The sequence below is a fragment of the Alishewanella sp. HL-SH06 genome (assembly GCF_052656265.1).
The window spans coordinates 224138-241564 of sequence record NZ_CP199752.1 but is presented as its reverse complement, the minus strand read 5'-3'; the positions used below and the strand labels follow the sequence as shown (position 1 = coordinate 241564).

General features: G+C 45.2%; 16 protein-coding genes. 10 read left to right on the top strand and 6 right to left on the bottom strand.

Features of this window, described 5'->3' with window-relative positions; all coding sequences use genetic code 11:
• The first annotated feature begins 10 nt into the window (after positions 1 to 10).
• From ACUJFK_RS01150 to ACUJFK_RS01140, 3 genes are read left to right on the top strand one after another with little or no spacing between them, the layout of a single operon-like run.
• Positions 11 to 535 carry an Ig-like domain-containing protein gene (locus ACUJFK_RS01150; protein WP_306177478.1) on the top strand — a complete coding sequence of 175 codons (525 nt, stop codon included), beginning with the start codon at positions 11 to 13 and terminating at the stop codon, positions 533 to 535.
• A complete protein-coding gene (locus ACUJFK_RS01145) occupies positions 528 to 1517 on the top strand; it encodes a hypothetical protein (protein WP_445425808.1) in 990 nt (329 codons plus the stop codon). Before ACUJFK_RS01150 ends, ACUJFK_RS01145 begins: the two co-directional genes overlap by 8 nt.
• Complete coding sequence (locus ACUJFK_RS01140; RefSeq protein ID WP_445425807.1) at positions 1514 to 2023, top strand: hypothetical protein; 510 nt, start codon at positions 1514 to 1516, stop codon at positions 2021 to 2023. Before ACUJFK_RS01145 ends, ACUJFK_RS01140 begins: the two co-directional genes overlap by 4 nt.
• 2 nt (positions 2024 to 2025) lie before the next feature.
• Here the strand turns inward: ACUJFK_RS01140 and mnmE are convergent, their stop codons facing one another.
• The 5 genes from mnmE to rpmH form a co-directional block, all read right to left on the bottom strand.
• Positions 2026 to 3390: a tRNA uridine-5-carboxymethylaminomethyl(34) synthesis GTPase MnmE gene (gene mnmE, locus ACUJFK_RS01135; RefSeq protein ID WP_226750673.1), complete on the bottom strand. Its 1365-nt coding sequence runs from the start codon at positions 3388 to 3390 to the stop codon at positions 2026 to 2028.
• An 89-nt stretch (positions 3391 to 3479) separates the two neighbouring features.
• Positions 3480 to 5132, bottom strand: a complete 1653-nt coding sequence (yidC, locus tag ACUJFK_RS01130) for a membrane protein insertase YidC (protein ID WP_445425806.1) — start codon at positions 5130 to 5132, stop codon at positions 3480 to 3482.
• A 3-nt stretch (positions 5133 to 5135) separates the two neighbouring features.
• Positions 5136 to 5399 (bottom strand): membrane protein insertion efficiency factor YidD, encoded by a 264-nt coding sequence (yidD, locus tag ACUJFK_RS01125; protein WP_226750675.1) that lies wholly within the window; start codon positions 5397 to 5399, stop codon positions 5136 to 5138.
• Positions 5354 to 5722: a ribonuclease P protein component gene (gene rnpA, locus ACUJFK_RS01120; RefSeq protein WP_226750676.1), complete on the bottom strand. Its 369-nt coding sequence runs from the start codon at positions 5720 to 5722 to the stop codon at positions 5354 to 5356. Before rnpA ends, yidD begins: the two co-directional genes overlap by 46 nt.
• A gap of 19 nt (positions 5723 to 5741) precedes the next feature.
• Entirely contained in the window at positions 5742 to 5879 is a 138-nt protein-coding gene (gene rpmH, locus ACUJFK_RS01115) for a 50S ribosomal protein L34 (RefSeq protein WP_226750677.1), read from the bottom strand.
• 440 nt (positions 5880 to 6319) lie between these two features.
• Between rpmH and dnaA the strand changes: the two genes are divergently transcribed.
• From dnaA to glyS, 6 genes are read left to right on the top strand one after another with little or no spacing between them, the layout of a single operon-like run.
• Positions 6320 to 7687 carry a chromosomal replication initiator protein DnaA gene (gene dnaA / locus ACUJFK_RS01110; protein WP_226750678.1) on the top strand — a complete coding sequence of 456 codons (1368 nt, stop codon included), beginning with the start codon at positions 6320 to 6322 and terminating at the stop codon, positions 7685 to 7687.
• Positions 7688 to 7699: 12 nt separating this feature from the next.
• Positions 7700 to 8803, top strand: a complete 1104-nt coding sequence (gene dnaN, locus ACUJFK_RS01105; RefSeq protein WP_226750679.1) for a DNA polymerase III subunit beta — start codon at positions 7700 to 7702, stop codon at positions 8801 to 8803.
• Between the two features lie 19 nt (positions 8804 to 8822).
• Positions 8823 to 9923 (top strand): DNA replication/repair protein RecF, encoded by a 1101-nt coding sequence (recF, locus tag ACUJFK_RS01100; RefSeq protein ID WP_226750680.1) that lies wholly within the window; start codon positions 8823 to 8825, stop codon positions 9921 to 9923.
• Between the two features lie 2 nt (positions 9924 to 9925).
• On the top strand, positions 9926 to 12343 hold the full coding sequence (gene gyrB / locus ACUJFK_RS01095) for a DNA topoisomerase (ATP-hydrolyzing) subunit B (RefSeq protein WP_306177483.1): 2418 nt from the start codon (positions 9926 to 9928) through the stop codon (positions 12341 to 12343).
• A 60-nt stretch (positions 12344 to 12403) separates the two neighbouring features.
• Entirely contained in the window at positions 12404 to 13330 is a 927-nt protein-coding gene (gene glyQ, locus ACUJFK_RS01090) for a glycine--tRNA ligase subunit alpha (RefSeq protein ID WP_445425805.1), read from the top strand.
• Complete coding sequence (glyS, locus tag ACUJFK_RS01085; RefSeq protein ID WP_445425804.1) at positions 13330 to 15387, top strand: glycine--tRNA ligase subunit beta; 2058 nt, start codon at positions 13330 to 13332, stop codon at positions 15385 to 15387. Before glyQ ends, glyS begins: the two co-directional genes overlap by 1 nt.
• Before the next feature lie 102 nt (positions 15388 to 15489).
• On the opposite strand, the gene ACUJFK_RS01080 is transcribed toward glyS, so the two are convergent.
• Complete coding sequence (locus tag ACUJFK_RS01080; protein ID WP_445425803.1) at positions 15490 to 16188, bottom strand: GGDEF domain-containing protein; 699 nt, start codon at positions 16186 to 16188, stop codon at positions 15490 to 15492.
• Positions 16189 to 16370: 182 nt separating this feature from the next.
• On the opposite strand from ACUJFK_RS01080, the gene ACUJFK_RS01075 reads away from it, so the two are divergent.
• Complete coding sequence (locus ACUJFK_RS01075; protein ID WP_206552245.1) at positions 16371 to 17411, top strand: IS630 family transposase; 1041 nt, start codon at positions 16371 to 16373, stop codon at positions 17409 to 17411.
• Positions 17412 to 17427: the final 16 nt, after the last annotated feature.

Below are 17427 nucleotides of genomic sequence, written 5' to 3'. Positions count from 1 at the left end.
AGTTCGCAGCATGTTAAGTAAAAAATCTAAGCTGTGTCTGGCCTTAAGCACAGTATTGTTGGTGAGCGCCTGTAATGACTCCGCTGATAAAGCGGTGACACCCCAGGTTAATACGGCGCCACAAGCGGCCGCTTCGTCGATAACCACTCGGACAGATACCGCGGTTACAGCGCGATTAACTGCGGTGGATGCCGAAGGGGATAATCTTCGTTATAGCAGTAATACTGAACCAGCAAATGGTCAGGTGTTGATTGCTATCGATGGTGCCTTTACCTACACACCCAATGCTGAGTTTGTCGGTAGCGACAGTTTCAAATTTACGGTGTCGGATGGCAAGTTGAGCACAACGGCAACCGTTAGTGTGCAAGTCACGACTTTACAAGTGTCGTTAAGAAGCGCAGTGCGGGATGCGTATGCGCAAGATGCGCAAAGTAAGCCGTTGTCGGTCAATGGCCGCGATTTTAACCAAGACGTGTTAGATACCGCAGAGTTTGCCGATCTGGTGGCTGCGGGCGTGGTGGCGAACAATGAGTAAAAGCACCTACTGGCGTTTTGCCATAGGCGTGATGTTTAGCGTGGTGTGCGGCTCTGCCGCCGCCACGGCTGTTAAAGCTGAGCATTATGCTGAGTTAGTAATTCAGGGCAAGCAAGCTGCGCAGCATCAGTTGCATGAAGATGCCGAAATACTATGGCAGTTGGTGGCGCCGCGGTTAGCTTCATTACCGGCAATAGAGCAAGCACAGTGGTGGTTGGCACAAGCCGATTTATTACAGTTCGAACATCGTTTTGCTGAAGCGTTAACGGCTTTAGAGCAGGTATTGGCGTTGCAGCAGTTACACGAGCCGGTGTATTTGATGCAAGCGCGTATTGCGTTAACGCGCGATGATTTAGCGCGAGCAACACAGGCTTGTCGTGCTTTAACCGGTTATAGTCAAATTGATGTCGTGGCAACCTGTTTACTCGAAGTAAAGGGTCGAGCTGGGCAATTAGAAAGCAGTTATACCCGTTTACAACAGTTGCATTGGCGTAATGGCAATTCAACTGAGGCATTACAGCAATGGCGACTACAAATCTTAGCTGAGCAAGCGCATTTGTTAGGGCGTTATAACGAAGCGTTAGAGTGGTTGGATTACCCAAACTATTTTCAGCAACCGGAAGTGATGCAACGGCAAATGCTGGATATTTTGCTGCAAACCGGTCGAGCTGCTGAAGTGTTAGCGCTTTCGGGCGTTTGTCCAAAAGTGGATGCCTTACCCTCTGATAGCCTGTTAGTACGGGTTGCCTATGCTGAAGCTCAACTTGGCGAGCAGCAATGCTGGCGCGAAGTTACTGCGCAGCGTATGCATTTGCGAGAGTTACGCGCCGATGCCTTACATACCGCAGATATTGCTTATTACTTTAGTTATGTTGCGCCAGATGGGGAAAAGGCTCGATATTGGGCTAAACAAAATATGGCTGTGGCACAAGAGCCATTCGATAAACAATTACTTGCAGCAGCACAGGAGCTTGCATTATGAAACAGGCCTTACTTTATTCTGGTTTAATCATTAGCCTTTTGTTTGCTTGGCCCTCGCAGGCACACAAATTTAGCACCAGTTGGGTGCAAATGAGCAGTGGTGCCGATCACCCCGCAGAATTTGATTGGAGTTGGTTGCTAGCCGAACATGACTTGGCCGTATTAGCGCCTTTTATGATGGATAATACTGGGCGCTTACTCGATGCGGATGCGTTGTTAGCCCAACAAGTTTCCTTTAACAATGTGATTAATAACATGCTGCAATTTAATACTGATTGCCCATTAGAAGTGTTACCGGTAGTGCATTTAGAACGCGAGGTGTATGCCGGCCAGCAGTCGGTGCGTATTTATGGTCATGCAGGTTGCCCCTTAGCATCATTACAGCAGGTTAGGGTAGCGCAGTTGTTTGATAAGTTAAAAAATCACAAAGTGATTGTCGAGCTAACTGACACGGCTGAGCGTAGCGTATTAAGCCAGAGCAAAGCACAGTGGCAGTTAGCAAAGTAAGCTTATTTACCGATACAAAATGAGCTAAAAATGCGTCCGAGTAAGTCATCACTACTAAATTCGCCAGTGATTTCATTCAGATGTTGTTGAGTTAGCCTTAATTCTTCGGCCAGGATTTCACCTGCAATATAACTGTGCAGTTGTTCTTGGCCAGTACTCAGATGCTCCGCCGCGCGATCCAGTGCATCTAAATGGCGACGTCGAGCCAGAAAGCTGCCCTCAGTGCTGGCATCAAAGCCAATGCATTGTTTTAAGTGTTCGCGCAGCGCATCAATACCATCACCGGTTTTAGCCGATAAACGATAAACCGGAGCTGCTGCTTGTTGGTCCGGTGTCATGGGCTCGCCGGTAAGATCGGCTTTGTTGCGGATCACCGTTACGCCTAAATTAGCGGGTAAGCGATCAATAAAGTCTGGCCAAATTTCGCGGGGGTCGGTGGCAGTAGTGGTTGTGCCATCCACCATAAACAGTACTCTGTCGGCTTGGGCGATTTCATTCCATGCTCGCTCAATACCAATTTGTTCAACTTGGTCGTTGGCTTCGCGCAGACCAGCGGTATCGATAATATGCAGCGGCATGCCGTCGATATGAATATGTTCGCGTAAAACATCACGGGTCGTACCGGCAATGTCGGTAACAATTGCTGCTTCACGCCCGGCTAAGGCATTTAATAAACTGGATTTTCCGGCATTTGGCCGGCCAGCAATGACCACTTTCATGCCTTCACGAAGAATACTGCCTTGTGCCGCTTGTTTCTTCACGGTGGCTAAAAAGTCGATAATGTCAGCTAAGTCTGTGGCGACTTTGCCGTCTGATAGAAAATCAATTTCTTCATCTGGAAAGTCGATAGCCGCTTCAACATACATTCGCAGATAAATCACTTTTTCAACTAATTCATGAATACGTCGTGAAAACTCACCCTGTAAGGATTGCATGGCGCAGCGAGCGGCTTGTTCACTACTGGCATCAATTAAATCGGCAATGGCTTCGGCTTGAGCCAAGTCGAGTTTATCGTTTAAAAACGCGCGCTCTGAAAATTCGCCAGGGCGAGCAATGCGTACATTGGGTAATTGCAGCACTTGTTTAAGTAACATGTCTAGTAGTACTGGCCCGCCATGCCCTTGTAATTCCAGCACATCTTCGCCGGTAAACGAGTTTGGGCCTGGGAAGAACAACGCTATACCTTGATCCAGTAATTGCTGGTCTTTAGCATAAAAGCCTAAATATTCGGCCGCACGGGGTTTAGGGATTTTATGCAGAATGGCTTGAGCCACCGCTTTGCTATCGGGGCCAGAAATACGAATAATGCCTACTCCGGCTCGACCTGGGGCAGTGGCTAAAGCGGCAATAGTATCAGTGCTAAACATAACATCCTCTGGGATAAAAAAAGCCTGCTGCATAATGCTAACAGGCTTAGTGTAGAACATCTTATCCGCAAGGGATAAGTTGCGCGGTATTAGGTTTTGCGGGTATGCAGACCTTTTTTCTCCATGCCGCGATAAATATACAGCATCTGGCCAAGTGAGATTAAGTTACTGACTAACCAGTATAATACTAAGCCACTTGGGAACCAGAAGAAGAATATGGAGAACGCGACAGGCATCCACATCATCAGCTTCTGTTGTAAAGGATCGGTGACCTGCATTGGCGTGAGTTTCTGCATCATAAACATACTCAAACCAAACAACACCGGTAACACATAGTATGGGTCTTTAGTTGATAAGTCGGTGATCCACAGCATAAATGGCGCATGGCGTAGTTCAATACTTTCAACAAATACCCAGTACAGTGCTAAGAAAATAGGCATTTGGATGAGCATGGGTAAACAGCCACCCATCGGGTTTACTTTCTCTTTGCGATATAATTCCATCATCGCTGGGCCCATTTTCTGCTTATCGTCTTTGTAACGTGCTTGTAGCTCTTCAATTTTCGGCTTCAAGTTACGCATTTTCGCCATCGACTCATATTGGATCTTCGTCAGCGGGAACATTGCGCCTTTAACAATTAACGTAATACAGATAATCGCTAAACCCCAGTTGCTAACAAATAACTGAATTTTAGTCAGTAGCCAGAACAGTAATTGTGAGATAAACCACAGGAAACCGTAATCAACGGTAAGGTCTAAGCCATTGGCTAATTTGGCTAATTCGTCCTGGACTTTAGGGCCAGCATAAAATGTGGCTGTGATGCTGGCGCTTTGGCCCGGATCAATATCAATGGCAGTGCCCAGCGCGCCAATAACGCCTTTGTTCGTGCCGTGGATGCGGCTGTATAACTGGTTAGTGCCTGCTGAGTCTGGGATCCAGGCAGCAACAAAGTAATGCTCTAACATGGCAACCCAACCTGCTTGAGTGCTGACGCTCAGGTTAGTTTTCTGCATGTCTTCAAAGTTATACTTTTTATAGCGTTCTTCGCCGCTACCAAAAGCGGCGCCGCGGTATATCGGCATAAACATGCTGGCGCTTTCGCCACTATCAATGTTTTGTAATAAATGCTGATAAGGCTGAACCGTTTTGATTTCATCGCTGTTGTTGACGATAAAATATTCTACCCGGACATCATATTGTCCTGGGGTAAAGGTAAAGCGTTTTTCGATTTGCATGCCATTGTGCGTTAAGCGCAGTGGCACCACTAAGGGTTCAGTACCCTGAGCTTGATATTGAGTTTTTTCAACTTGATACAATGGCCGTTCAGTGCGGTCTGGGCCGTCACGGGCAATCAAACCAGATTGCGCAACATATTCAAAACCAGGTAGCTGACGCATCAATACATAAGGAGTGTTGCTGTCTTTGGTTAAGTTATGTTCAGGCAATTTAACACTGACAATATCACCACCGCGGCTATCAATCTCAAGTTCAAACACATCAGTACTAACTTTAATGCGACGGTTTTGATCAATGTTGGGCGTGCTGTTGGCTACCGCCGGCGTGTCAGGGCTATCCATTAACATTGATGCCGAGCTGCCATTGTTAGCACTGCCACTTACCGTGCTGCTGACCTGTTGAGTGGCTACCGCCGGTTGCGGACCATAATCTTTTTGCCATTCCTGCCAGAGGAAAAAACTGACGATTGCCAGGGCAATTACTAGAAAACTGCGTTGTGAATCCATGGGTTAGCTTTTCTCATTATGCTTATCAGGAACGGGATCTTCACCACCTTGGTGAAACGGATGACATTTTAATATGCGTTTGCTGGCTAACCAAGCCCCTTTTGCTGCACCAAAGCGACCAATGGCCTCAATAGCATAATTTGAGCAAGTTGGGTGGAATCGGCAGCGTGGCCCCAATAGCGGGCTTATCAATAATTGATAACCTCGGACTAGGCCGAGCATCAACCAAACGATAAAGCGGTGTATTGGCGAGCGATCTTCTGCCATAGCCGTTCCAGTTGTTTCAGTAATTCATCATTAGGGGTGTTGCTAATATCCCCTTTTACCATGAGTACCAGATCCACACCGGGAAGCTGATGCTGATGCAAACGAAAGCTGTCGCGCACACATCGTTTAATACGATTGCGGTGCACGGCTAATTTAACACGTTTTTTGGCGATAGTAAGGCCAATTCGTGGATGAGCTAACTGATTGGGCTTTGCTAGAATGGTAAATAGGGGAGATGCGACCCGAAACGGGTTTTGAAAAACATTATCAAACTGACTGGGAGTTAACAGACGTAACTCCCGGCCGAATCTGAAGCTGGGCACGCAGCGTTTAACGACCAGTTTAGGCTGTTAAACGTTTACGGCCTTTAGCACGACGACGTGCTAACACCTCACGACCATTTTTAGTGGCCATGCGGGCGCGGAAACCGTGGTTACGCTTGCGCTTTAATACGCTTGGTTGAAAGGTTCTTTTACTCATAATTTCATCCGTCCGGTCGAAATATTTACTAAGGTTACCTGTGTTTTAGCAAATACACCAAAACGCAGCTGACAAAAATGAGCGCGAATTTTAAGTACTCTGCGCCCTAAAGTCAATGCGATCCTTGCTTTAATTACGATCCTAGCCAGTCGCGATCCCAGTTTTACTAAAGTTTTCCACAGCCTAGGCGATCTTTTACGAATAAAGTGTGAGTTATTTATTGTTTAAGCCAGATTTAACCCAGTTTTAGCTTGAGTATTCTTAAATAGAATAACAGTATAATAACCAATTAATACAATGGTATAGCGTGTTGGTGGGGGTGTTGTTAGGCTTTTTTAAAAAGTCAATCTTGAAGTTGTGGATAAGATCATACGATAATGCCGTTTGGCATTTCTACACCAGCCTTATCGATCATTATAATTCAGGCTTCAGGAGATCAGGTGTATCAGTCCGTTTGGCAAAATTGTCTGCAAGCTTTGCAAGCAGAACTCCCCGCGCAACACTTTAGTATGTGGATCCGTCCTTTGCAGGCTGACAGCTCGGCTGACGCTTTGACGTTGTATGCACCGAATCGTTTTGTACTGGATTGGGTGCGTGAAAAATACCTAAACCGGATCCTTGAACTGATCCGCGATTACTGTGGTGACAATGCACCGCGTTTACGCTTTGATGTGGGTACTAGCCAAAATAACGTTAAAGCTACTCCCGCGCCACAACCTCATCTGATGCCGTCTGAGGTAGCTGTCGCTTCGCGAGAAATTGCAGAACCGGTTCCTAAAACCATAGTGCGCTCCAATATGCGCGCAAATTACACCTTTACTAACTTTGTTGAGGGTAAATCGAACCAATTGGCTCGGGCGGCAGCCTCACAGGTGGCTGACAACCCTGGCACGGCTTATAACCCATTATTTATCTATGGCGGTACAGGTTTAGGTAAGACGCATTTATTACATGCGGTTGGTAATGGCATTTTAGCGAAGAAACCGGATGCAAAAGTGATATACATGCATTCAGAGCGCTTTGTGCAGGATATGGTAAAAGCGTTACAAAACAATGCTATAGAAGAGTTTAAGCGCTATTATCGTTCAGTTGATGCGTTACTTATTGACGATATTCAATTCTTTGCCAACAAAGAACGTTCCCAAGAAGAATTCTTTCATACCTTTAATGCCTTGTTAGAAGGCAATCAACAGATCATTTTAACCAGCGATCGTTACCCCAAAGAAATTGATGGTGTCGAAGATCGCTTAAAATCACGCTTTGGTTGGGGTCTGACTATCGCTATCGAGCCACCTGAGCTTGAAACCCGGGTGGCGATCTTAATGCGAAAAGCGCAAGAAAATCAGATCCGTCTACCGGAAGAAGTGGCTTTTTTCGTGGCCAAGCGTTTGCGCTCAAATGTTCGCGAACTCGAAGGCGCCTTGAATCGGGTGATTGCTAATGCTAATTTCACCGGCCGGCCCATTACCATTGATTTTGTGCGGGAAGCTTTACGCGATTTATTAGCCCTACAAGATAAGCTGGTGACCATTGAAAATATTCAAAAGACCGTAGCCGAATACTACAAAATCCGTATAGCGGATTTACTGTCGAAACGGCGTTCTCGTTCGGTAGCGCGACCGCGGCAAATGGCGATGGCATTAGCGAAAGAACTCACCAACCATAGTTTGCCAGAAATTGGGGATGCCTTTGGTGGTCGCGATCATACAACTGTGCTTCATGCCTGTCGTAAGATTGAATCGCTAAAAGAAGAAACACATGAAATTAAAGAAGATTTCCAAAATCTTATTCGAACATTATCGTCTTAACAGGGTTTTGTTATGCAATTTGTGATTAACCGTGACGCCTTACTGAAGCCGCTACAAATGGTATCGGGTGCTATTGAACGCCGCCATAATTTGCCAATTTTATCGAATGTGTTATTGGATGTTAGCGCCGATACACTGTCACTGACCGGTACCGATTTAGAAGTGGAGTTGGTTGCTAGCACGGTACAATTGCAAGTACACAGTGCAGGGCGGATTACTGTGCCGGCAAAAAAGCTGTTAGATATTTGCCGCAGCTTACCGGAAAACAGCGATATTGCCGTGCAGGTGCAAGGTGAAAATTGTATTTTAAGCAGTGGCAAAACCAAATTTACGTTATCCACGCTCAATGCTGCTGAATACCCCAATTTAGAAACCTGGCAAGGTGAGGTTGAGTTATCATTGACTCGCCAACAGTTGCGCAAGTTATTAGATGATACGGCCTTTTCGATGGCCAATCAGGACGTACGCTATTACTTAAATGGTTTGTTGTTTGAAGTGGATAACGGCAACTTATCTGCAGTGGCTACTGATGGTCATCGTTTAGCCATGAGTACCTTAGCGTTGCCGTCTTATGCTGGCCAACAAAAGCAGATTATTATTCCACGCAAAGGTGTTTTAGAAATTATGCGCTTGTTGGCGAATGATGAGCAGTTGGTCACCTTGAGCCTTGGCCAAAATCACATTCGTTTAAGTGACAGCAGTTTTAGTTTTAGCAGTAAATTAATTGATGGCCGTTTCCCCGATTACCGTCGTGTGTTGCCGCGCAACAGTACCAAGCAAGTGACCGCGCATCGTACCGTATTAAAAGATGCCTGCACTCGCGCTTCTATTTTATCGAATGAAAAATACCGCGGTGTGCGTTTTACTCTAAGTTCTTCTGAACTGCAGATTGTGGCGAACAACCCTGAGCACGAGCAAGCAGAAGAAGTGATCGAAGTGGAGTACGAAGGGGATAACCTCGAAATTGGTTTTAATGTCGGTTATTTATTGGATGTGTTAAATAGCTTGAATACTGATCTGGTGATCCTGAATTTAAATGATTCCAATTCTAGTGCCTTAATAGAAGGTGTGGGTAATGTTGGTGCTGCCTACGTTGTCATGCCGATGCGCTTATAATTTTGTTGTTGTCTAAAGCATGTCGTTAATCTCGCTGCAGCTTAAGCAGTTCCGTAATTTTTCGGAACTGCAGTTTAATGCGCATGCGCAGTGCAATCTGATTTGCGGTGAGAATGGCAGCGGTAAAACCAGCCTATTAGAAGCAATTTATTATCTGGCTCATGGTCGTTCCTTCAGAAGTAGTCGGCATCAACGTTTAATTCAATACGAGCAAGAGCATTTTGTACTGCATGCCAAGGTTGCCGATGCTGAACAAACCTTTAGCTTAGGCTTGCAACGCGACAAGCAAGCCGAATTGCTATTGCGGTTAAATGCGGCCAGTAACTGCAAGTTAGCCGATTTTGCGGCTTTGTTGCCGGTGCAATTAATTACGCCTGACAGTTTTAAATTATTTTTTGGTGGCCCGAAAGAGCGTCGTCAATATTTTGATATGGGTGTGTTCCACGTGGAACCTACCTTCTATACCGTGTGGTTGCAGTTTAGTCGGGTTCTGAAACAACGTAATGCCTTGTTAAAGCAAAGCCGGGCTTATGATCAGCAATTTGATTATTGGGACCAGCAATTAGTCAGTCTGGCTTGGCAGTTACAATCGTTGCGAGAGCATTATATCGGTCTGCTGCAACATGAATATTTGAAGCTAGTAGAGGGTAATTCCCTGTTAGCTGAAGTGAGTTTGCAATTACAAGCGGGTTGGCCTGAGCGGGTGCAAAGTCCAGCCGATTTGAAGCAACTGTTAGAGCAAAATTTTCAGCAAGATATGCGGCAGGGTTTTACTCAATATGGCCCACAAAAAGCGGATTTAAAACTTCGAAGAAAGCAGTTAGTGGTTGAAGAAGTATTATCCCGTGGACAGCTAAAAGTGTTATTATTTGCGCTTAAAATCGCACAAAACAATGTGATAGGTAGCAGCGGCAAGAAACAGCCCTTGTTATTGATTGATGATTTAGCATCCGAGTTGGATGCCAGTTCCACCCAAACGGTTTTTAATTATTTAAACAATATTAATTCGCAGGTTTTTATAACAGCAATTAATGCTGATCAGGTTTCACCTTTTATACCGGCTTCGCGCCGGCAAATGTTTCACGTGGAACACGGTCAGATAACAAGCACGGACAGATAGAGATGGCCGAAGAGCATAATTACGATTCCTCAAGTATTAAAGTATTAAAAGGTCTGGATGCAGTACGTAAAAGACCCGGTATGTATATTGGTGATACCGATGACGGTACGGGTTTACACCATATGGTATTCGAGGTGGTCGACAATTCCATCGATGAAACTTTAGCAGGCTACTGTACTGACATCTGGGTCACCATTCACAGTGATGGTTCGGTCTCTGTTCGTGATAACGGTCGTGGCGTACCTACAGATATGCACGAAGAAGGCGTCTCAGCCGCTGAAGTTATCATGACCGTGCTGCATGCCGGCGGTAAATTTGACGATAATTCTTATAAAGTGTCTGGTGGTTTGCACGGTGTGGGCGTATCCGTTGTAAATGCCTTATCTGACAAATTAGAACTGACCATTCGCCGTAAAGGCAAAGTGCATAACCAAATTTATCATCTGGGTGTACCACAAGCACCTTTAGCGGTAATCGGTGAAACTGAAGGTTCAGGTACGGCCATTCGTTTTTGGCCAAGCCCAACTATTTTCTCTGACATCAATTATCACTACGATATTTTAGCGAAACGTTTACGTGAACTGTCGTTCTTAAACTCGGGCGTAAGTATTATCTTAACCGACGAGCGTAACGATAAAAGCGACCATTTTAAGTATGAAGGTGGTATCGAAGCCTTTGTACAGTATTTGAATCGTAGTAAAACCAGCGTGCATCCAAAAGCGTTCTATTTTTCTGATCAGCGCGAAGACGGTATTTCAGTTGAAGTGGCGATGCAATGGAACGACAGCTATCAAGAAAACGTATTTTGTTTTACTAACAACATACCGCAACGTGATGGTGGTACTCACTTAGCAGGCTTCCGTGGTGCCTTAACCCGCGTTCTAAATACCTACATTGAGCATGAAGGTTATGCGAAAAAAATGAAGGTACAAGCTTCTGGTGATGATGCCCGTGAAGGTTTAACGGCGGTGATCAGTGTTAAAGTGCCTGATCCAAAATTCAGTTCGCAAACTAAAGACAAATTGGTTTCTTCAGAAGTCCGTTCTGCTGTTGAAAGCGTCATGGGTGAAAAGCTCAACGAGTATTTGTTAGAAAACCCAGGTGATGCCAAAATTATCGTGGGTAAGATTGTTGATGCAGCACGTGCGCGTGATGCCGCGCGTAAAGCGCGTGAAATGACACGCCGTAAAGGGGCGCTAGACATTGCCGGTTTACCGGGTAAATTAGCCGACTGCCAAGAAAAAGATCCGGCGTTATCTGAACTGTACATTGTAGAGGGTGACTCTGCGGGTGGTTCAGCCAAGCAAGGCCGTAACCGTAAAAACCAAGCTATTCTGCCGTTAAAAGGTAAAATCTTAAACGTTGAAAAAGCGCGTTTTGATAAGATGCTATCTTCACAAGAAGTGGGCACCTTAATCACGGCTTTAGGTTGTGGTATTGGTCGCGAAGAATATAACCCAGACAAAACACGTTATCACAGCATCGTATTAATGACGGATGCTGACGTTGACGGTTCGCATATTCGTACCTTATTACTGACGTTCTTCTATCGGCAAATGCCTGAGTTGATCGAACGTGGTTACATCTATATTGCCCAGCCACCGCTGTTTAAAGTGAAAAAAGGCAAGCAAGAGCAGTATATTAAAGATGAGCCCTCATTAGTTGAATACTTAACGACACTGGCTTTAGATGAAGCTTATTTGCATGTTAATGAAAATGCCCCTGGCATTGGTGGTGAAGCACTGGAAAAGCTGGTTCGTCAATATCATAAAGCTACCAGCATCATCCAACGTTTAAGCCGTAAGATCCCACAGAACTTACTAACCGAACTGATTTATATTGCCGGTTTAACCACTGAGACAATGAAAAATCAAACGGCGGTAGAAGAATGGGTAAAAACCTTAGCGAAGCGTTTAGATGAGAAAGAAGGTGACGGCTCAATTTATAAATACGATGTGGTAGAAGATCGCGAGCGGCAGTTATTCCAGCCAAAAGTGATTATTCGTCAGCATGGTATCGATAACGAATACTTGTTACATCACGATTTTATTACCTCTCGTGACTATTTAAGCCTAGCAGCCTTAGGTGATGAGATCCGTGACTTAATCGAAGAAGGCGGTTATATCCGTCGTGGTGAGAAAGTGAAACCAGTAGCTACATTCCGTGAAGCCTTAGATTGGTTAATGTCTGAGTCGAAGCGCGGTTTGTATATTCAGCGTTATAAAGGGCTAGGGGAAATGAACCCCGATCAGCTTTGGGAAACCACCATGGACCCACAAAATCGCCGGATGCTGCAGGTAAGGATCGAGGACGCTATCGGTGCTGATCAACTGTTTTCAACCCTGATGGGGGATCACGTTGAACCACGGCGTGCCTTTATAGAAGAGAATGCTTTATACGTCGCAAACTTAGACGTGTAACCGCACAATACCAAGTAGGGGCTTTTCAGCCCCTCAGTTATTTTAGTGAGTTAGTAGCGCATGCATAAATACGATACGAAAACCTTTCAGGGGCTAATCTTAGCCTTGCAGGATTACTGGGCGCGTCAAGGCTGCGTTATTGTTCAGCCGTTAGACTTGGAAGTGGGCGCAGGTACTTTTCATCCTATGACCTTCCTGCGTTCGTTAGGCCCTGAGCCAACCAACGTTGCCTATGTGCAACCTTGTCGTCGGCCAACGGATGGTCGTTATGGCGAAAATCCAAACCGTTTACAACATTACTATCAGTTCCAAGTTATCCTTAAACCATCACCTGATAATATTCAGGAACTGTACTTAGGCTCTTTGGAAGAGTTAGGATTAGATACCCTGGTACATGATATTCGCTTTGTCGAAGACAACTGGGAATCGCCAACGTTAGGTGCTTGGGGCTTAGGATGGGAAGTGTGGTTAAACGGCATGGAAGTCACACAGTTCACTTATTTCCAGCAAGTCGGTGGCTTAGAGTGTCGTCCGGTGACCGGTGAGATTACCTACGGCCTAGAGCGTCTGGCCATGTATATCCAAGGTGTGGATTCCATCTATGATCTCGTTTGGGCTGATGGCCCCTTAGGTCTTGTGACTTACGGAGACGTATTCCATCAGAATGAAGTTGAACAATCAACTTACAACTTTGAACATGCCGATGTACCTGCTTTGTTTAGCTACTTTGATCAGTGTGAAAAAGAAAGCCAATATCTGATTGAAAAAGGCTTGGCATTGCCAGCCTACGAAAAAGTTATGAAGGCTTCGCATGCCTTTAACTTATTAGATGCACGACATGCCATTTCGGTAACTGAGCGTCAGCGTTATATATTACGAGTGCGGGCTTTAGCGAAAGCCTGTGCTGAAGCCTATTTTGCCGCACGTGAAAAATTAGGTTTTCCGCTTTGCAAAACGCAGCCTGCAGTTCAAAAGGAGGCCAAATAATGAGTGCTCAGGATTTTCTGGTTGAGATTGGTACTGAAGAGTTACCACCAAAAGCACTGACAACCTTAGCCACGGCTTTTGCAGACAACATTACGGCGGAATTAGCCAAGTTAGAATTACAGCATGGTACGGTGCAATGGTACGCTGCACCACGTCGCTTAGCTGTGCGCATTAATCAATTAGCGGCACAACAAGCTGATAAAGTAGTAGAAAAGCGTGGCCCTGCTATTGCAGCCGCCTTTGATAAAGCGGGTGAGCCCACCAAAGCAGCTCAAGGCTGGGCTGCAGGTTGTGGTATTAGCGTGGCCGAAGCCGAACGTTTAGAGACCGATAAAGGCGCATGGTTGTTGTGTAAGCAGTTACAAAAAGGCCAAAGCACCACAGCATTATTACCTGAGATAGTGACTAGCGCTTTAGCGAAGCTACCTATCGCTAAGCCGATGCGCTGGGGTAATTCAGATGCTGAATTTATCCGACCTGTACATACTATTATTATGTTGTTCGGTGAAGCGATTGTTCCTGCAACAATATTAGGTCGACAAAGCGGTAATCAAACGCACGGCCATCGTTTTCATGCACCGGCTAAAGTAACCGTAAAGCATGCTGATGCTTACTTACCCGTGTTAGAACAAGCTTATGTCATTGCTGACTTTAGTCGTCGTAAAGCGTTTATTGCTGAGCATGTAACTGCTGCAGCTAAACAGCTTGATGCACAAGTGCAATGGGATGATGCTCTGCTCGAAGAAGTGACCGCCTTAGTAGAATGGCCGGTTGTGTTAGTGGGAAGCTTTGAAGAAAGTTTCTTGCAAGTGCCAGCCGAACCACTTATTTCAACCATGAAAGACAACCAAAAATACTTCCCATTGCGTGATCAGCAAGGCAAGTTATTAAACAAATTTGTGTTTGTCGCGAACATCGCCAGTAAAGATCCGCAGCAAATTATCTCGGGTAACGAGAAAGTGGTGCGGCCGCGTCTATCAGATGCACAGTTTTTCTTTAATACCGATCGCAAAACTAAGTTAGTGGATCGCTTAGAAAGCTTAGGCACTGTGTTATTCCAACAGCAATTAGGTACCTTAGCGGAAAAATCGGAGCGGATCAGTCAGGTTGCTGCCTATATTGCTAAGCAAATTGGTGCTGATGAAACGGCGGCAGCACGCGCCGGTTTATTATCTAAAACCGATTTAATGACCAACATGGTCGGAGAGTTCCCAGAGGTACAAGGTATTATGGGAATGCACTATGCACGCTTAGATGGTGAAGCGGAAGCCGTAGCATTAGCGCTCAATGAGCAATACATGCCGCGTTTTGCAGGTGATCAATTACCAAGCCGTTTAGAAGGTGCGGCAGTAGCCATTGCCGATAAATTAGATACCTTAGTCGGTATTTTTGGCATTGGCCAAGTGCCGAAAGGCGATAAAGATCCTTTTGCATTGCGTCGTGCAGCTATTGGTGCTTTGCGTATTATGGTCGAAAAGCAACTGCCATTGGATTTAGTCGATTTAATTCGCTTTAGCCAGCAGACTTTTGGCAGTAAATTGACGCATTCAGAGGTGGCTAATGACGTCGTCGACTTTATGCTAGGCCGCTTCCGTGCTTGGTATCAAGACGAAGGTTACAGCATTGATGTGATCCAAGCCGTACTGGCACGCCGTCCAACCAACCCTGCAGACTTTGACCGTAGGGTGAAGGCGGTAGCCGCGTTCCGTAAACTTGAAGCCGCTTTAGCGCTGGCAGCAGCGAATAAACGCGTTGCAAATATTCTTGCTAAGGTGGACACCGCCATTGCGGATACTGTGCATGAAAACTTACTGCAGGAAAACGCGGAACAAGCCTTGTTTAGTGCGATAAAGACAGAGCAAGTGTTTCAGGCGAGTGTCAGTGATTATACCAGCGCGTTAAGCCATCTTGCCGCTTTACGTGAGGTGATTGATCATTTCTTTGATCAAGTAATGGTCAATGCAGATGATGCCGCCGTCAGAGCGAATCGTTTAGCGTTATTAAAACAGCTACGCGAATTATTTTTGCAGGTTGCTGATATCTCAGTATTGCAATAGAACATGAATAACTAAAGAGCCAGCTAAATTGCTGGCTCTTTAGTTTATTTAATAAATGTCGAACGATGAACGCGCAATTTAATAATATATTAAAATGATAAGTTAGCCTCTTGTTTGATCTCGGCCATTGTTTTTTGCTTTGTATAACATCATATCTGCCAACTTTATACTTTCACTAAACTCTTCAGACTTATTGCATAACGCAACTCCCAAACTTGCTGTTACCTTATATTGCGGTGCAGAAGGGACCAATTGTTGTTGGTGAAACTGTTTGCGAATTTTATCAGCTACATTCAACGCATCTTGAACAGAAGTGCGTGGCAAAATTAATAAAAACTCTTCACCACCGATGCGACATGCGAAGTCTTGTTGGCGAATATTTTGTTTGAACATATATGCGACTGATTTAAGTACGTTATCTCCAACATCGTGACCAAAATTATCATTAAGGCGTTTAAAGTAATCTATGTCACACATAATAAGAGAAAGCGGAAAAAAAAGATCCGGTTGTTTTTCGAAGCTTGGTACTAAACAAGCATCAATAAAGCGACGATTCGCTAAATTGGTTAACTGATCAGTGTTTGCTTGTTGGTCTTTAATTTGTTGTAGCTTATCCATTGCTTCGTGACTACGTTCACGGTAATGATCGTTAATCCAACAGACAATAATAACAATGAGCAACGAGGCAATAAAACGACTAGCTTCAGCATCTTTATAGTTTGCCGTAATAAGGTCGGGGATAAAAAGCATTATACTTAGAATAATAAGTAAAACAGCATTCGAGATTAGCGCATTGCGCACACCAAGTAAGCCAAACAAAATTGCGGGAAATGGAAATACCCAAAACAGTGCTGTGTTATTAAAGCCCCCTTGATAAACTAAATAACTGTGCCAAATAGTAGATCACTCAGGTAAGGGAACTCAATGCGGTTTGCGCGATCAGATCAGTCGCCAAACAAACCAAACCCACAAACGCATTGAGTATGAACAGGATAGCATTTTTATATGGCGCGGAAACCCGCCGATTGAAGAAGATTATTCATAAAACACGAGATAGAGACCTTTGCCGCCGTGCGAATGCCGTCTTGCTGGTGTTGAAAGGTAAAACCAAGTCAGAGGTTGCGAGCCTACTGCAAGCGGGGCGGTCATCGCTTAACCGCTGGTTGAAATGGTATGACGTTGCCGGTGTTGATGGTCTAAAAACTAAAGGCGTTGGTCGCCCCGTTAGGCTGAATCGGGATTTTATCTGTGGCGTGCTGAAAATTTTGCTGAAGTACACGCCAAGGACGCTTGGATATCAGCGTTCACGCTGGAGTACTGAGTTGTTTGCGCTGTTACTGAACAAGTTATGCAACATTCAGATCCACAGTTCAACAATCAGACGCTGGTTGCCCAAAGCAGGAATTGTCTGGCGGCGAGCTGCGCCAACGCTTTATATCCAAGACCCGGATAAAAAGGAGAAACTGGCGGTTATCCGGGAGGCGTTGGCAGATAACAGTATTGACCACCCGGTGTTTTACCAGGATGAAGTGGACATCCATCTGAATCCTAAAATCGGTGCAGATTGGGGGCACCGTGGCGCGCAGCGTAAAGTGGCAACACCAGGACAGAACAAGAAACATTATCTGGCGGGAGCATTACACGGCCAGACAGGGCAAATCGTTTATGTAGGTGGCGAGCGCAAGACCAGTGACTTATTTATTGAATTGCTGGAAAAGCTTAAAGGTCAGTATCGTCGGGCTAAAAGCATTCGGTTAATCGTGGATAATTACATCATCCACAAGAGCAAGAAAACCCAGAAGTGGCTGAGCGACAACCCAAAGTTCAAATTACTGTTCTTGCCGGTTTATAGCCCATGGCATAACAAAATTGAAAAACTGTGGCATGCACTGCACGAGACGATAACCCGGAATCATCAGTGCAAAAACATGGATGATTTACTGGAGCAGGTTTACTACTTTATGGACACTGCCGCACCGTTTCCGGGCGGCAAGCATGGATTGAAGCAGGTGTATCACAATTAGGATCAGCTATTTAGGC

What these genes read in the sequence shown, in the direction of transcription:
- glyS (WP_445425804.1), top strand. Translation starts at nt 13,330, where the DNA reads ATGAGTGCTCAGGATTTTCTGGTTGAGATTGGTACTGAAGAGTTACCA.
- gyrB (WP_306177483.1), top strand. Translation starts at nt 9,926, where the DNA reads ATGGCCGAAGAGCATAATTACGATTCCTCAAGTATTAAAGTATTAAAA.
- rpmH (WP_226750677.1), bottom strand. Translation starts at nt 5,879, where the DNA reads ATGAGTAAAAGAACCTTTCAACCAAGCGTATTAAAGCGCAAGCGTAAC.
- ACUJFK_RS01145 (WP_445425808.1), top strand. Translation starts at nt 528, where the DNA reads ATGAGTAAAAGCACCTACTGGCGTTTTGCCATAGGCGTGATGTTTAGC.
- ACUJFK_RS01140 (WP_445425807.1), top strand. Translation starts at nt 1,514, where the DNA reads ATGAAACAGGCCTTACTTTATTCTGGTTTAATCATTAGCCTTTTGTTT.
- ACUJFK_RS01150 (WP_306177478.1), top strand. Translation starts at nt 11, where the DNA reads ATGTTAAGTAAAAAATCTAAGCTGTGTCTGGCCTTAAGCACAGTATTG.
- yidC (WP_445425806.1), bottom strand. Translation starts at nt 5,132, where the DNA reads ATGGATTCACAACGCAGTTTTCTAGTAATTGCCCTGGCAATCGTCAGT.
- dnaN (WP_226750679.1), top strand. Translation starts at nt 7,700, where the DNA reads ATGCAATTTGTGATTAACCGTGACGCCTTACTGAAGCCGCTACAAATG.
- recF (WP_226750680.1), top strand. Translation starts at nt 8,823, where the DNA reads ATGTCGTTAATCTCGCTGCAGCTTAAGCAGTTCCGTAATTTTTCGGAA.
- mnmE (WP_226750673.1), bottom strand. Translation starts at nt 3,390, where the DNA reads ATGTTTAGCACTGATACTATTGCCGCTTTAGCCACTGCCCCAGGTCGA.
- yidD (WP_226750675.1), bottom strand. Translation starts at nt 5,399, where the DNA reads ATGGCAGAAGATCGCTCGCCAATACACCGCTTTATCGTTTGGTTGATG.
- glyQ (WP_445425805.1), top strand. Translation starts at nt 12,404, where the DNA reads ATGCATAAATACGATACGAAAACCTTTCAGGGGCTAATCTTAGCCTTG.
- ACUJFK_RS01075 (WP_206552245.1), top strand. Translation starts at nt 16,371, where the DNA reads ATGAACAGGATAGCATTTTTATATGGCGCGGAAACCCGCCGATTGAAG.